Genomic DNA, 16,334 nt, shown 5'->3' with positions numbered 1-16,334 from the left:
CGGCGTCATCGGAGTGACGCCGGATCGACAGGATCTATCGGAGCATATGCTTCACGGCATTGAAGCATACCAGCGCGATGCCAATCAGCAGCGCCCACAGCATCAGCTTGGGAATCTGGCTCGGCGGCAATTGACGCGGTGGCGTGCGCTGGGCCAGCGGTGCGCGAAAGCGCGAGTTGGTCTGCAAGCCGCGTGTGTGCCAGATGGCGGTGTCGGCACCAAGATCGTGCACTGGCGTGCTGTCCTTGCGTGACGGCTGGTTTGGGCGCGTGCCGCCCGGTCGTTGCGTGGCCATTTCCTGCTCCCCCGAAATGCATCGAATGCCGACTTGCCCGACGAGAAAATGTGCCGCCGGTACACAATGCACGGCCGTCGATCTACTGCCAGTGGTCCGTGCGCGGCACATGGTAAGACATCGCAGTTCAGGCCGCCACAGGTCTGCGATGCCAAACCCACACTCAGGCGGTGCTGGCGCAACGTTGTTTGTAACGACTTGTTACGGCACGCCGTCCCGGCATCACACTAGGCACTGTTGCGCTGGATTGCCATGGCCTCGCGGCGGAAAGCGTGGCCCATATGGTGGTAGAACGGATGCGGATTGAACTGCCGCGACAGGAACGACGCCAGCAGCGAAGCTGCCAGCAGATAGATCGTCAGGTCCTGGGTGCGCGTCATTTCCATGACGATCACGCTTGCGGTGATAGGCGCCTGCGTCGCCGCTGCCAGGAAGGCCGCCATCGACACCAGCGCCAGTACGCGCGGCTCGGCCATGCCGGTCATAAAGTGCGCCACGTTTTCGCCAATGCCGGCACCGATGGCCAGCGCCGGCGTAAAGATCCCGCCCGGGATGCCCGCAAAATACGACACTACCGTGGCCACGAACTTGGCCAGTCCAAACCACAGCGTGCTGTGCGGTTCGCCGTTGATCAGGCCGGAAGCCTGCTCATAGCCGGTGCCGAACGTTGCACCTGCGGTAGCCCAGCCAAGCGCCGCCACCACCAGACCGCAGCAGAACGCCACCGCCACCGGATGCTCGGACGTCCAGCCACGCCAGGCGGACGGCACCAGGCCCGGCACGCCGCGAATCAATACCTTCGCGAACAGGCCACCCATCACGCCATTGACCACCGCGCACAGCAGCACCGGTCCCCAGGCGTCGTGCAGCACCAGCATCGGCACCTTGACGCTGAAGTAGGGGTTGTTGCCCAGCACCGCCAGCGACAGGAAGCCCGCGGTCAGCACGCCCGACAGCACCAGTCGATCCCAGCGCACCGCGGTGCCGCGCCCCAATTCCTCGATGGCGAACACCACGCCGGCCAACGGCGTATTGAATGCTGCTGCCAGACCGCCGGCCGCACCGGCGGCGATCAATGCATTGGGATGAAAGCCGATGCGGAAGCGCAGCTTTTCCTGGCACCACTGTCCCCACGCCAACATGGCCGCGGCACCGACTTGTACCGAGGGCCCCTCGCGCCCTACCGAGGCACCGGCCAGCAGCGCGCCGGTGGTCAGCAACACCTTCCACATCGATTGCCGGAACGACACCAGCACCGTCTGCGCGACACCGGCCGGCGGCAAGGTCACGGCCGCGATCACCTGCGGAATCCCGCTGCCACGTGCCTGCGGCGCAAGCCGTATCGTCAGCCAGCGCAAAGCGGCCAGACCAAACGGCAGCATCACGAATGCCAGCCACGGCGTGGCCGTGGTCAGCTTCATGTTCCAGCTCAGCGCCACCTCGGCGATATAGGCGAACACGATGGAAAACGCGGCGACAAATCCCGCGCCACACATAAAGACCGCGTAGCGCATCGAGGTGCGCGAGATGCGGCCCACCTGACGCGTCTTGCGATGCGCGGCACGACGCGCGCGCAAGCGCAAATCACGTAGTCGACCTGGATGTGAAGCGGGCGAGGCGGGCGAAGGGGACGAATCGGATGAAGCAGGCGAATCAGGTGGCTCGGCGGGATCGGTCATGGCATCGATGCGGGAGCGGATGGGGGCTGGTTGACGACAACGTTGGCATCGACACGACCGCAACCGGCCGTATCGAAAGACCCTCAACTATACGCCCCTCATCGAGCGGACTATCCCGCAGCGCTCAGTCGAGGCTGATGCGATTGTCGCGAATGACCTTGCCCCAGTTGTCGCGATCCGCTGCCACATAGCGATCGATCTCGGCCTGCGTACGCGGGCTCTGCACCAACAATCCCAACGCGTTGAAGGTGTTGCGGAATGGCGTTTCGGTTAGCACATGCGAGGCTGCGGCCTGCAGTTTTGCAATGGCGTCCGCCGGGGTCTGCGCGGGCACGGCAAGTCCGAACCATGTGGCGGCGTGGAAGTTCGGATAACCGCTTTCGGCAACAGTCGGCACATTGGGCAGCACGTCGAGTCGCGTGCGGCCGGTCACCGCCAGTGCCTTGAGCTTGCCAGCCTTGATATGCTGCAACGAGGTGCTGACCACGTCGACCATCATCTGCGTGTCGTTCGCCAGCAGCGCCGACAAAGCTGGCGCGCTGCCGTTGTACGGCACGTGCGTCATCTCGATGCCGAGTTCCGACTTCAGCATCTCCGAGGCCAGTTGCAGCGGATTGCCAAGCCCGACCGACGAATAGTTGAGCTTGCCGCCCGCAGCCTTGGCATATGCGGCAAAGTCCTTGATGTTGTTTGCCGGTACCTGGTTGTTGGTGACCACCACCAGCGGCACCTCGATGCCGATCAGGATGACCTTGAAGTCCTTCGGATCGTAGCCGGTCTTCTTGTACAGCATTGGGTTCAGCACCATGCTGGCGCTCGAACCCATCAGGATCGTGTAGCCGTCCGGCTGCGCACGCGCCACGCTCTGCGTACCGACCATCGTATTGGCACCGGGACGGTTCTCCACCACCACGGGCTGCTTCAACTCACGTGCCATGCCTTCGGCCATGGCGCGACCAAACTGGTCGGTCGAGCCGCCCGGGGTGTACGGCACCACCAGCTTGATCGGACGCTCCGGGTATGCGGCGAATGCGGATGACGTGTTGGATGCGATGCCAAGTGCAACGGCTGCGAGCAGCGCGGTTCTGCGATGCATGGTGTCTCCTTGTTTTGTCTTATGTATCTGTGTTGGTATCGCGATTTGATGCGCTGGCCCTCTCCCCCAGCCCCTCTTCCGCGTGCGGGAGAGGGGAGCGAACCGGCAGTGGGCGTTGACACTCAAACCCGCCGCTGCCGTCCTGCCCAGTGCTGGTCGCGCAGTCGGCGCTTGGCGAGCTTGCCGGTTTCGTCGCGCGGCAACTGCGCCACGATCTCGATCGTGCGCGGTACCTTGAAGCCCGACAGTCGACCGCGCAACCACTCGATCACGGCTTCCGGTTCAACGGCTGCACCGGCTACGGGTTGGATCACGCCGTGCAGGCGCTCGCCGTACTCGTCATCGGGCACGCCAAACACCACGCAGTCCGCCACGCCCGGGTAGCGCACCAGTTCGTGCTCGATCTCGGCCGGATAGATATTCACGCCGCCGGAAATCACCATGTCCGAGGCGCGATCGCAAATGAACAGATAGCCGTCCGCATCGACATAGCCCATGTCCCCGAGCGAGACCCGGCCATCGATATCGATCTTGCCGCGCGCCGCTTCGTTGTTGAGGTATGTGAAATCGGGATACGCGGGCTGACGAACATAGACCAGTCCCACCTCGCCCGTGGCGCACGGCTTGCCCGATTCATCGATGATGCGCACGCTGCCTTCGTCTACCGGACGCCCCGCCGTGCCGGGCCGTGCAATTGCATCTTCGGGCGTGGCCACGGTAATCATGCCGGCTTCGCTCGACGCGTAGGTTTCATGGATCACCGGGCCGAACCAGTCGAGCATCCCGCGCTTGACCTCGGGCGAGCACGGCGAACCGGTCGATGCGACAAAGCGGATCGACGACAGGTCATATCGGGCGCGCACTTCGGCTGGCAGCTTCAGCAGCCGCACATACATGATCGGCACCAGATAGAGCACGTCGATGCGATGCTGTTCCACCAGTGCCAGCACCTGCTCGGCGTCGAAGCGCGGTGTCAGCACCAGCCGTTCCGCCATCTGCAACGCGTTCTGCACGAACACGCTTGGCGCGCTGTGATACAGCGGCGCGGACATCAGCGCGCGACAACCTGGCACGATGCCGATGGACTGGGCCACCACCGAGCGCATGCGCGCGAGCTGGTCGTCGAGCTCGGCCAACGGCACCGCCTGACGCAACACGCCCTTGGGACGCCCCGTGGTGCCCGAGGTATAGGCCAGATGCCCACGCGGCGCCACGCGCGGACCGTCGTACGGTGCCTGCGCGGCGAGCCACGGTTCGTATTCGATTGCATCGGCATGGCTGCCATTGACGGCCAGTATCGCCACGCCATGCGGCACCACAGCCTGCACGGCTGGCAGCAGATCGGCTTCGATGATCAGCACGCGTGCGCCGCTGTCTTCCAGCAGGAAACGCACTTCCTCGGCCGTGAAGTGCCAGTTGATCGGGCAGTAGTAGGTTCCTGCGGTACGGCATGCATACACCACGTCGGCAAACACCGGATCATTGCGCAGTAGAACCGCCACCACCCCGCCTTCGGCAAGTCCAAGCCGCCGCAGCCCACCGGCGAGCCGCGTGCCACGCTCGAGCACCTGTGCGCCAGGACGATGCAACGATTCGAACCATAGGTCTGCGGCCATGCGATGTCTCCTTGTCTAAACCTTTTAACCACACAGCGGAACACTGTAGCGAGACGCACCGCAATCGACAATCCCGCCTTAACGCACCACAATGTTGCGCAATACTCGACATTGCTTGGTGTTTCGGAATCGTCGTATGGATCTCAATCTCGTGCAGGCCTTCGTGGATATCGTGGAATCGGGCAACCTGGCCGAAGCTGGCCGCCGGCGCGGTGTGACGCGCTCGCAGATCAGCCGCCAGTTGGGACAGCTCGAAGAACAGGCCGGGGCGATGTTGCTGCGGCGCACCACGCGCCGGCTCGAGATGACCGATGCCGGCCAGTCGCTCTATGAACACGGCCTGCGCATCCTGCAGGAAGTGGCCGCCGCGCAGGCCGAAATCGACAGCCTCGGCAAGACGCTGCGCGGTCATGTCCGCGTAAGCGTACCCACCGGCCTTGGCGATGCGTTTATCGCGCCGCTGCTGCTGCAGTTCGCCGAGCTGCATCCCGGCATCTCGATTCGCGTGTTCTTTGCCAACCGCGTGACAGACCTGATCGCCGCCGAGATCGATGTCGCACTGAAGGTCACCTCGTTGCCACCGCTCGATACCGTGGCACGCGAGGTCTGCGCGATCCAATGGCAGTTGTGCGCATCACCCGAATATCTCGCTCGTATCCCGCCGCTGCAAAAGCCATCGGACCTGACCAGCTGCCGCTTCCTCTGTCCGCCCTACACGTCGCGGCGCTTCCTGCTGACGCTCGGGCGCGACTCGTCCTGTGGGCCGGAGCGTCAAGACGTCGAAATCACGCCGTATCTGCAATCCGAACACTTTCCATTCCTGATGAACGCGGTGCGTCGGGGACACGGCGTCAGCCTGTTGCCACGCTATATGGGCTGGGAAGACGTACGCCGCGGCACGCTGGTACCGGTGCTGCCGGACTGGACCCCCGAAGGACTCGGCAATCGGCTGTACATCATCACCACACCGAATCCGCACCTGTCGATGGCCACACGAGCCTTGATCGCATTCCTGCGAGAAGGTGTCGCGGGGCTGGAGGTGTTTTCCGGGGAGTAGTGATCTCCTGCAACGCGCCAGACTTCAAGTGCAACAAAGCACCTTAATTTCAAGACGGTTTCGTACAACTATTTCACCCGAAACGCACTACCATCTCGTGCGTTAGCCAGCCAGGCCCATCGCCGCGCAAGCCAATTCAGATTGCTGCTTCACGTGGACGCATCACAGCGCCCATGTCAGTCAATGAGTTGGATAAACACTCGAAAAAAGGTGCGCGAATGCAATGGGCCAACAAACGCTTTCAACACGCCGCTCCGGCGTTTCTTTCCTGTCTTGCCTTGCCATGCACTGCCAGCGCGGACGAGATAAGGAGCTCTGATTCCCCGTTCAAAATAGAGGACTTCGCACCGAAGAAGGGTCGCGCCACGTTCAGCGCAGGCATCGGCTATGCGGCATCAGACTCCCGCAATGTCAGCGTATCGACGATTGCGGTACCGATCTCCTACAGCTATGCGCTGCTGATTCCCGACGTCACGCTCAACAACCGACGACGCGACGCGATCTACACGCGCCTGGGCGTGCGCTATGCGTTCGGCAACCGGTTCAATATCAGCGCCGGATTGAAGGCCGATGCCGAAAGGAACCTTGTTCGGCAGAACCATGGCCATGACACCCAGTACAGCGCGGGATGGCGCAATCTGACATTGGGCACCGACTACCGGATCACCTCCCCTTTTTCGCATCCATTTGTACTCGGCTTCGCCGAACTCGCGCTGGCCGAGAACACCTCGGACCATGTCACATACGGCTCCGCCGCCACGGTAGGGGTCGGCAGCCATTGGGCATTCGATCCGGTCATTGCCTCGCTCACGGCAACCTACAGCTATCTCGGAGCACGGCAAAGCCAGGGCAAGCGCTACAACCCCGGCGATGTCGTGGCCATCGCTGGATCGTTCGGCGTAGCAATGAACCCTGAAATCACGCTGCGCTCCGGCATCGTGCAGAGCTTCCGGACCGCAGACACCGGCACACCAAGACACGGAGAAGCCACCACCTTAACGGCCTTCACGCTCGGATACACGCAACGGCTTTCGTCATTGCTGGTGATGAACATCGATGCGCAGGCAGGCGTGGCGGGCAACGAGGTCGCGCAGGTGTGGGTGAATTTTACGTGGCGGTTGTGAGGAAGCTAGGTAAAGGAGAACACAATGACTCGACTACCTTTGAGATGCGTGTGTGCGTCAACATCAGCACTGCTATTACTTGCTCCAACCACGGCAATGCCGGAAGCACAGGCGATCCACACGGGATCAAGCGACAAGCCAGCGGCTTCGACAAAGTTGCTCACCGAGGAAGAGGTGGAGTACCTGACTGGATCGCTACCAGCAAGCACATTCCCGGCCGAGCGCCTAGGCAGCCAGGAGATGGCTAGCGCCAGTGGGCGATTTGGTCCTGTCGGCGCGGCTGTCGGCGCTATCACCGGGGCAGCGGGATACTTTGGAGAAGCAATCGTATCCGGCAACGGTTCCGCGAGCGGCTTGATAATCGCGACCACCGTGGGTGCGGCTGCTGGCTTCCTTACCGGTGGTACAAGTTCGTTCGGCGCCAGTGCAATTGCCTTTGGATCGATTGCCTTTTACGGCGGCCTTGCCACGGGGATGCTGAATCGTGGATGCAGTAGTTGTCATGCAGCGTACCCGGTTAAGACAAACTGGAATGTCGCCCCACTCGTAGATTCCCCCCCGCTGTTCCAAAAGACCGTCGTCTTCCGACCAGGGGAGATCAGGCCATGATTTTCTCTTGCGAGACCGACATACAGATCTTCGGCAGCTTCTCTCTCTTTATGGGTTTTGCCTACGCACGAAAGCTACTTTTGCGCCTTCCCTCCATACAAATGACCGGCCTCAGCTTTCCACTGCTGATTGTGCTCTCCCAATGGCTATGCAGACTCTTGAGCGTCCGGGTCTGCGCCTGATGGCAAAACAATAGGTGCAAGATGCGGATGCACCTCCTTCGCCCTCTCACCACCGCCATCACCCTCCTGCTGTTCACCGGCCAACTCGCCACTGCCTCCGGCATCGTCACTCCTGCTCCAAACGCTGTTGAGGCGATGCCGATCCGTTCATGGACGGAGCTTCGCGATACAGGTATCACGAAACAGAAGTTCGACTATTCCTGCGGCGCGGCATCGCTGGTCACGCTGCTGAATGGTTACTTCGGCGCGAGCACGAATGAAGTGGATGTTATCGATCGCGTGGGCATCAAGCCGGCGTTCTCGATGCAGGACCTTGCGACGGTTGCCGACGCACTCGGTTTCGAGACGATTCCGATGGCCCTTAGTTACGCTGCCCTGCAGCGACTGCAGCGCCCCGTGATCGTCTATCTCGGATATTGGGATGACGGACATTTTTCGGTACTACGCAAGGCGGAGCAGGACGGAGTCTGGATGGCCGATCCGGCCTGGGGCAATGTACGCATGGCAAGAAAGCGCTTCGAGGCATTCTGGAACACGCGTAGCGATGCGTCGCTTCCCGGCCGTGTGCTGGCGCTGCGGCCAAAGCCCGACACGGTGATAACTATCGACGATACTTTCATAAAGCCACATGTCGCCACTGCAGCGATGATGCCCATGTTGCCCCTCCCCCTCGCGCTCCCCTGAAATTCCCCAGCAAACTTTCAATTCGCAAGCTATGATCCCGTTAACTTGCAATTCAAAAGTAAAAAGGGGAGGCCATGGCGCAAACCGATTTTGCCAATATGCCGTGTCCGGTCGCCCGTTCGATGGCGATGCTTGGCGAACGGTGGGCGATCCTGCTGATGCGCGAGGTGTACTACGGCAGTTCGCGTTTCGATGAGTTTGAGAAACATTTGGGCATAGCGCCCAACATTCTCAGTGCGCGGCTCAAGAATCTGGTGGAGCACGGTCTGCTTGAGAAGGTGCCGGCGCCCGGTGGCGGCGCGCGGCAGGTGTATCAGCTTACCGAGATGGGGCGCGATTTCTTTCCGGTGTATGTGTCGCTCAAGGCCTGGGCGGACCGCTGGCTTAGTGATGAGAAAGGGCCGCCGACCGTGCTGGAAGACAAGCGCGACGGCAAGGAGATCGTCGCAGGCAAATTGACGCGTGCCGATGGCAGCACGATCACCGTCGACGACCTGCGCGTACGGCCCGGTCCGGGTGCCGGACGCCATCTGCATGCGCGCTTCGGCGAGCAAGCTGCCGCGGAGGCTGTCGATGGGCAAGCCTGAGGCGATGACGCTCAACGGTTCGGCCACCACGTACGAACCGGTTCCATCGCCCGAGATCGCCAGGCGCATTGCGGTGCTGGCCGCGCCGACCAGTCTGGTTGCGTTTCTTCAAGCCGGTTCGCAATTGATTGAAACGTTGCTTGCGGCACGGCAAGGCACCGAAGCACTGGCCGGCTGGGCCGTGGTGCTGCCGTTTGCACTGCTGTTGCAGCAGATGTCGGCCGGGGCGATGGGCGGCGGCGTGGTTTCGGCCATCGCGCGTGCGCTTGGTGCGGGCAAGCGTGAGGATGCGTCGTCGCTGGTGATGCACGCCGTCATCATTGCGGTAACGGCGGGACTGCTGTTCGCGATTGCACTGGCCGGGTTTCCGCGCGAAGTGTTCGGTGCAGTGGCCGGTGCCACGGCGGCCGAAGCGGCTGCGGACTATGCGATCTGGCTGTTCGGTGCGGGTGCGGTGCCGGCATGGCTGGCGAATACGTTAGCGTCGGTGCTGCGTGGTGGCGGTCGCCATGCGCTGGCCGCGCGCGTGCTGGCAGCAATGTGGATCGCGTTTCCGATCCTGTCGTGGTGGTTTGCCGAGCGGCTTGGCATGGGCCTCGCGGGTATTGGTGCCGGCCTGGCCGTAGTGTCGTGGGCCGCGGCGTTGATGATGGCGTGGGTGGTGCTGCGTGGTGGCGCGGGCTTTGTGCCTACGCTGCGCATACGGCCTTCGGGCGCGCTGTTCTATCGGATCCTGTCGGTCGGACTGATCGCGTGTGCGCTGGCATCGGTGGCGAACCTGACCACTATCCTGGTCACGGCGCAGTTGCGCCATTTCGGCACCACGGCCGTCGCGGCGTATGGCATTTCAGCGCGGCTCGAATTCCTGATGATTCCGCTGGCGTTCGGTGTGGGTTCGGCACTGACCGCGCTGGTAGGAGGTTCGGTCGGTGCCGGTGACTGGCACACCGCGCGTCGCACTGCGTGGGTCGGCGCGCTGCTGGCGCTGCTGCTCGCCGGTTGCGTCGGCGCTGCCGTCGGACTGGCGCCCGCGCAGTTCGCCGGACTATTCACCAAGGATGCCGAAGTGGCCGCCATCGCCGCGCGTGCGCTGTCGTGGGTCGGTCCCGCATTTGGCGGATTCGGCCTCGGCATGGCGCTGTATTTCGCGTCGATGGGCGCGGGCCGCATGCGCTGGCCGATCGTGGCCGGCCTGTGCCGGATTGCGCTGGCGGCTGGCGGTGGCTGGCTGCTCGCCAACGTTGCCGGGATGGGGCTAGACGGCCATTTCCTGGGCGTCGCGCTCGGTATCACATCGTATGGCCTGGTCACCGCCATCGGTGTGCGCAAGGCCGAATGGTCACCGCGCCACTGAATCGCGCGCCGGCGTCGCCCTGGCGTCGCCGGCCAGCCCAGCATCGCGTACTTCATTCGGCACTGCTGGCCATCCGCCGCCAAGCGACTTGTATAGCGCGGCGGCACCAGTCAATACATCGACCTGCCCCTGGATCGCCGCCAGTTGCGCACTGAACAGTTTCTCGCGTGCGTCGGTCACTTCGAGATAGCTCGAATAGCCGCCCTCGTAACGCGCGTTCGACTGGTCCGCATAGACCAGCAGGCTTTGCTCCTGCTTCTTCAAACTGGTCAGCCGGTTGCGTGTTTCGATGCCATTGGCCAGCGACGTGTTCACATCGGCCAAGGCATTGAGCACGCTCACCTGATAACCAAGCATCGCCTGCTTGCTTACCGCTTCGGCTGCATTGACCTGCCCACGAATCGCCCCGCCCTGGAATACCGGCTGCGCCAGGCTGGCGCCGAATCCCCATACCTGTGAGGCGCTGTGCCACAACGCGGCTGGCGATGTCGCCAGCGCACCAAAGAACCCCGACAGATTGACCGATGGCAGGTACAAGGCAAGCGCCGCGCCAACCTCGGCATTGGCAGCCACCGCCTGTTGCTCGGCCTGCAGCACATCGGGCCTGCGCGCCAGCAAGGCGGCAGGCAAATCGGTACTGATCGGCGGCACTTGCAGATCCGCGAGTGGCTTGCCGCGTTCGATCGGACCGGGCTCGCGTCCCAGCAGCACCGACAGTGCATTCTCGGTCTGCGCAATCGAAGACCGTAGCGGAGGAATGGTGGCTTCCGTCGAGTAGAAATCGTTCTCCGATTGCGACAACTCCACCTGCGAGATCACGCCCCCCTGATAGCGCTGCTGGAAGATATCGAGCGCCTGTGCGCGCGTGGTCAGCGTTTGCTGGGCAACCTCGAGTTGTGCATCGAGTCCTCGCAAGGTCGCATAGCCTTGCACCACCGATGCCGCCAGCGACAGAACCACGCCGCGCCGGTTGTATTCGGCATTCCACATGCTGGCCTCGGCCGATTCGGCCTGCCTGCGGATACGTCCCCACAGATCGATTTCCCAGCTCGCATTGAGCAGTGCTTCGTAGGAATTGCGTGGTCCCCCGAGCGAAGCGAACGGGGTGCCGTTGAACGAACCGCTCTTCTGCCGCGCCGCCGATGCCGTGGCATTCAACTGCGGATAGAAACCCGAGCGCGCGATCATCAACTGTGCGCGGAACTCGTCGATGCGCGCCGACGCAATACGTGCGTCGTAGTTGTTGCGCATCGCGGTTTCCACCAGTGCCGTCAACACGGGATCATTGAAGGCGTTCCACCAGTCGCTATCGGCCGCCACGGTCAATACGCCGGTGTCGATCCGATAGGCTTCGGGTTGGGCGACTTCGGGCCGCTTGTAGTCGGGCCCGATGGCACATCCTGCGATCAGCGTCGATAACGTGGCCACCGTGGCCATGGTTGCGCAGCGATAGGTACGCGTCATGATGGTTCTCCGGCAGGCGGCGTGACCGATGCCGTCGTCGTGGCGGCCTTGCCACGACGCGCGGCCCATTTGTCCGCCGCAGTACCCACGATCCACGAGAACAGTGGCACAAACAGCAGCGCCAGTGTGGTGGCAGCAATCATGCCGCCGATAATTCCGGTACCAATCGAATGCCGCGAGTTCGAGCCAGCGCCCGACGCGATAAACAGCGGCACCGCGCCGAGAATGAACGCCAGCGAGGTCATCACGATTGGCCGCAAGCGCAGCTTGGCCGCTTCCACGGCGGCATCGGCATGCGACAAGCCTTCCTTGTGCTTCATCACCGCAAATTCGACGATCAGGATGGCATTCTTGGCCGCCAGCCCGATCAGCGTCACCATGCCGATCTGGAAATACACATCGTTCGAAAGGCCGCGCAGCAGGATGGCCAGCAACGCCCCGAAGATGCCGAACGGCACGGCCGTCAGGATCGATAGCGGCAACGACCACGACTCATACTGCGCCGCGAGGATCAGGAACACCATCACGATGCCGAACACAAACACGATGGTGGTGGTATTGCCCGACTTCTTCTGCTCGAAGGCCTCGCCACTCCACGCAAAGCTGTAGCTCGCCGGCAGCGTTTCCTTCGCCACCGCTTCCATGGCCGCGAGTGCCTGTCCCGAGCTATAGCCGGTGGCCGCATCGCCGGTGATCTTGGCCGCCGGGAAATTGTTGAAGCGCGATAGCAGATCGGGGCCGCTGCCATAGTGATTGAGCAGCAGGCCCGACACCGGCACCATCTTGTTGTCTCGCCCGCGCACGTACAGGTATTCCAGATCATTGGGCGTGCCGCGATACTGCGGCTCGGCCTGCAGGATCACCTGCCACACGCGGCTGTACTGCGAGAACTGGCTTATATAGAGCGAGCCGAACTGCGTCTGCAGCGTGCCGTAGACATCTGAAATCGGCACGCCCATGGTCTCGGCCTTTTCCTTGTCGACTTCCACCCGCATCTGGCGCGATGCCGACTGGATCGTGCTGGTCAGGCGCCCCAGTTCCTTGTGATTGGCCGCGGCCTTGATGAAGTTGCGCGTCACGCCTTCGAGTTCGGCAGTGTTGCCGGTGCCGCGATTCTGGATCCAGAATTCGAAGCCGCCCTGCGACCCCAACCCTGGAATGGAAGGCGGATTCACCGGAATGATGATGGCCTCCGGAATCGCGCGCAGCTTGCCGGTGATCTCCTTGAGCATCGCCGGCACGCCGAGGTCCGCCGAGTCACGCTTCTTGAAACTCTTCATGCCGACGAACACCGTGCCGGCGTTGGTCTTGTACTGGCTATCGATAAAGCTGTAGCCGGACAGCGCCGACGCATCTTCCACGGCCGGATGCTGACGGAACATCGACGCAACCTGCTCGGTCACTTTCTCGGTGCGATCGAGGCTGGCCGAGTCTGGCATGATCACCGCTACCAGGATATAGCCCTGGTCCTCGGCCGGCACGAACGCGGTGGGGATATGCGAGAACAACTGCCACACCGCCAGGATCATCACGCCGAACAACACCATGGCCAGCACCACGCGCCGCATAAAGCCGCGCACCCAGTTGCCGTAGTGATGCACCAGCCTGTCAAAGCGCTCGTTGAACCAGACGAAACCACGCCATGGCGTATGGTGCCCCGGCTTCAGGATCATGGCGGCCAACGCGGGCGACAAGGTCAGTGCGCAGAAGCCCGAGATCACCACCGACACCACGATCGTCAGCGCGAACTGGCGGTATAACTGACCCGTAGTGCCCGACACAAAGGCCACCGGGATAAACACCGCCGACAACACCAGCACGATCGCGATCACCGGCCCGGTCACTTCCTCCATCGCGCGCAAGGTAGCCTCGCGTGGCGATAGCTTGAACTCGGCCATATTGCGCTCGACGTTCTCGACCACCACGATCGCATCGTCGACCACGATACCGATGGCCAGCACCAGCGCGAATAACGTCAGCAGGTTGATCGAGAAACCAAGCGCCAGCAAACCCGCAAACGTGCCGATGATCGACACGAACACGGCCAGCACCGGAATCACCGTGGCACGGAAATTCTGCAGGAAGATAAACACCACCAGCACCACCAGGATTACCGCTTCCACCAGTGTGTGCACCACCTCCTCGATCGATGCGCTGACGAACTCGGTAGTATCGAGCGAGATCTTGTACGCCATGCCGGCCGGGAACGTCTTCGACATTTCGTCGAGCGTCTTCTTCACATCCTTGGCCACCTGGATCGCATTCGAACCCGGCTGCTGGTAGACCGCAATGATCGTCGCCGGCTTGCCGTTCAGTGCCGAACGCAGCGTGTATTGCTGCTGGCCGATTTCAGCGCGTCCCACGTCACGCAAGCGCACGATGGCCGCACCGTTATTGTCGGCACGCAGGATGATGTTCTCGAACTGCTCGGGCGTGGTCAGGCGGCCCGGCGTGACCAGCGGGAACGACAGCTCCACCGGCTTGGCATTCGGCGCCTGCCCGACGCTGCCAGCGCCGAACTGTTCGTTCTGGCTCTGTACGGCACGCTGCACATCTTGCGCCGTAATGCTCAATGCCGCCATGCGATCGGGCCGCAGCCAGATGCGCATGGCCAGGTCGGCCGAGCCCATGATCTGCGCCTGGTTGGCACCATTGACGCGCTTGATCGCGTCCAGCACATACAGGTTGGCGTAGTTGTTGATGTACTGCTGGTCGAAGCGGTTATCGGGCGAATAGACCGCGATCAGCAGCAGGAAGCTCGACGAGCGCTTCTGCACGTTGATACCGGTTTTCTGTACGGTGTCAGGCAACTGCGGCAGCGCCAGGTTCACGCGGTTCTGCACCTGTACCTGCGCGGTGTCCGGATCGGTACCGATATCGAAATAGACATTCAGCGTCATCGACCCCGTCGGTGACGAGGTGGACTGCATGTAGATCATGTTGTCCGCGCCATTGACCTGGGTTTCGATCGGCGCGGCCACGGTCTGGGCCACGGTATCGGAGTCGGCGCCCGCATAGGTGGCACTGACCGTTACCTGCGGTGGCGTGATGTCGGGATATTGGGCGATGGGCAGCGCGAACATCGCCACCCCACCGCCGATGACGATGATCAGCGAGATCACCATCGCGAAGATGGGCCGGTTGACGCAGAAGGCGGAAAGCATGGTCGACTCCCGGTCAGGGCTTGCTTGCCGCAGGTGCGGATGCAGCGGTCGGCGCGGGCTTGCTGCCTTCTCCCACGGCCGCGAGCGGAGCCTCGCCGATAACCTTGACCGGCGCGCCTTCGGTCAGCTTGCCCGCACCGTCGACCACCACCGTCTCGTCGGCCTGCAGGCCCTTGGCAATCCGCCACATCGAGCCCGACAGTTCGCCCACCATCACCGGGCGCGGCACGGCCTTGTTGTCCTTGTCGACCACGAATACGACATCGCCCTTCGGACCATGCATCACGGCGCGCTGCGGCACCACGATGGCATCAGGACGCTTGGCGCCATCCACCAGCACGCGCACGAACTGACCCGGGCGCAATACGCCTTCGGGGTTCGGCATCAGCGCGCGCACCAGGAACGTGCCGGTCTGCTGGTTGTAGGTGGCATCGGCAAACGTGATACGCCCCTTGTGTGGATACTCGCTTCCATCGGCCATGACCACGGTGACCGCATAGTGCTGGTCATCGGGCACGATCAGTGACTTGTCGAGCCGCTGCGCGCGGAACGACAACGTCTGCGGCTCCGAGATGCTGAAATTGATGCGCATCGGCTGCAATGTGGATACCGTGGTCAACAGGCTGTTGCTGGTACTGACATAGGCGCCTTCGGGCAACACCGCAAAACTCGACACGCCATCGACCGGCGACCTTACATAGGTATAGGACAGGTTGAGCGTCTGTGTCTCGACTTCGGCGATAGCCTGCTCCACGCCCGCCGATGCCTCATGGAAGTTGCCGGTAGCGTCGTCAAGATCCTTCTGCGACAGCGCGTTGCGCTCAGCCAGCGGCTTGACACGCGAGAGGTTGGCCCGCGCCACCTCGAGCCGGGCCTTCTGCTGCTGCAACTGGGCTTTGGCGGCGTCCAGCTGCGCCTGGAATGGCTTGTGGTCGATCTCGAACAGCAACTGGTTCGACTTGACCACCGCGCCTTCGGTGTAGTTGCGCTTGATCAGGAAGCCGGCCACACGCGCGCGGATATCGACGGCCTGGTCGCTTTGCGTCTGGCCGACGAAATCGAAGGTTACCGGCAGGTCCTGCGCGCGGGTCTTGAAGACCTGGACCGGAACGGCCTGCTGCGCCGCAGCGGGAGGTTCGGATTTGCCGCATGACGCCAGCAGGATGGAAATTGCAATAACTTGCGCTGTCTGAACCGACCGAGTCATCAACCACTCCCTGGCGATCCGGGCGCGCACCACGCCCGTGTAGTCGGCAGGTTATGACTGCGCAAGGACTGCGGCCACTGAATCTTTTCTTTCGGGTGTTAAGGGAATTCGTGTGATGTGCATTTCAAACCCTCCCGGTTTGCTCCCCTCTCCCGCATGGCGGGAGAGGGGCCGGGGGAGAGGGCCAGCGCGTCAATCACCACTACCGCCGACCAT

Annotated in this window: 12 protein-coding genes; 5 read left to right on the top strand and 7 right to left on the bottom strand. The window is 62.5% G+C overall.

Annotation, left to right across the window (positions count from 1 at the left end; translation table 11 throughout):
• Positions 1-34 precede the first annotated feature (34 nt).
• The 4 genes from ACO550_RS33385 to ACO550_RS33370 all read right to left on the bottom strand — a co-directional run bounded on the left by ACO550_RS33385 (position 35) and on the right by ACO550_RS33370 (position 4,686).
• Positions 35-295 carry a hypothetical protein gene (locus ACO550_RS33385; protein WP_315596818.1) on the bottom strand — a complete coding sequence of 87 codons (261 nt, stop codon included), beginning with the start codon at positions 293-295 and terminating at the stop codon, positions 35-37.
• Positions 296-522: 227 nt separating this feature from the next.
• Positions 523-1,974 carry a chloride channel protein gene (locus ACO550_RS33380; protein ID WP_315596817.1) on the bottom strand — a complete coding sequence of 484 codons (1,452 nt, stop codon included), beginning with the start codon at positions 1,972-1,974 and terminating at the stop codon, positions 523-525.
• 124 nt (positions 1,975-2,098) lie between these two features.
• Entirely contained in the window at positions 2,099-3,070 is a 972-nt protein-coding gene (locus tag ACO550_RS33375; RefSeq protein ID WP_315596816.1) for a tripartite tricarboxylate transporter substrate-binding protein, read from the bottom strand.
• Between the two features lie 122 nt (positions 3,071-3,192).
• Complete coding sequence (locus ACO550_RS33370) at positions 3,193-4,686, bottom strand: acyl-CoA synthetase (protein ID WP_315596815.1); 1,494 nt, start codon at positions 4,684-4,686, stop codon at positions 3,193-3,195.
• A 136-nt stretch (positions 4,687-4,822) separates the two neighbouring features.
• Between ACO550_RS33370 and ACO550_RS33365 the strand changes: the two genes are divergently transcribed.
• From ACO550_RS33365 to ACO550_RS33345, 5 genes are all read left to right on the top strand, one after another.
• Complete coding sequence (locus ACO550_RS33365) at positions 4,823-5,743, top strand: LysR substrate-binding domain-containing protein (protein WP_315596814.1); 921 nt, start codon at positions 4,823-4,825, stop codon at positions 5,741-5,743.
• Positions 5,744-5,916: 173 nt separating this feature from the next.
• On the top strand, positions 5,917-6,867 hold the full coding sequence (locus ACO550_RS33360) for a hypothetical protein (RefSeq protein WP_315596813.1): 951 nt from the start codon (positions 5,917-5,919) through the stop codon (positions 6,865-6,867).
• Between the two features lie 818 nt (positions 6,868-7,685).
• Entirely contained in the window at positions 7,686-8,342 is a 657-nt protein-coding gene (locus tag ACO550_RS33355; RefSeq protein WP_315596812.1) for a C39 family peptidase, read from the top strand.
• A 74-nt stretch (positions 8,343-8,416) separates the two neighbouring features.
• Positions 8,417-8,929, top strand: a complete 513-nt coding sequence (locus ACO550_RS33350; RefSeq protein ID WP_315596811.1) for a winged helix-turn-helix transcriptional regulator — start codon at positions 8,417-8,419, stop codon at positions 8,927-8,929.
• Positions 8,916-10,283, top strand: coding sequence for an MATE family efflux transporter (locus ACO550_RS33345; protein ID WP_315596810.1), 1,368 nt, complete (start codon positions 8,916-8,918; stop codon positions 10,281-10,283). Before ACO550_RS33350 ends, ACO550_RS33345 begins: the two co-directional genes overlap by 14 nt.
• On the opposite strand, the gene ACO550_RS33340 is transcribed toward ACO550_RS33345, so the two are convergent.
• From ACO550_RS33340 to ACO550_RS33330, 3 genes are read right to left on the bottom strand one after another with little or no spacing between them, the layout of a single operon-like run.
• Entirely contained in the window at positions 10,269-11,747 is a 1,479-nt protein-coding gene (locus ACO550_RS33340) for an efflux transporter outer membrane subunit (RefSeq protein ID WP_315596809.1), read from the bottom strand. The two genes, ACO550_RS33345 and ACO550_RS33340, sit on opposite strands and share 15 nt — an antisense overlap.
• Entirely contained in the window at positions 11,744-14,911 is a 3,168-nt protein-coding gene (locus ACO550_RS33335) for a multidrug efflux RND transporter permease subunit (protein WP_315596808.1), read from the bottom strand. The genes ACO550_RS33340 and ACO550_RS33335 overlap by 4 nt, the downstream gene beginning before the upstream one ends.
• A gap of 13 nt (positions 14,912-14,924) precedes the next feature.
• Positions 14,925-16,118 carry an efflux RND transporter periplasmic adaptor subunit gene (locus ACO550_RS33330; protein ID WP_315596807.1) on the bottom strand — a complete coding sequence of 398 codons (1,194 nt, stop codon included), beginning with the start codon at positions 16,116-16,118 and terminating at the stop codon, positions 14,925-14,927.
• Between the last annotated feature and the right edge of the window lie 216 nt (positions 16,119-16,334).

Source organism: Cupriavidus sp., from assembly GCF_057315035.1.
This window is presented reverse-complemented; position numbering and strand designations above follow the sequence as displayed.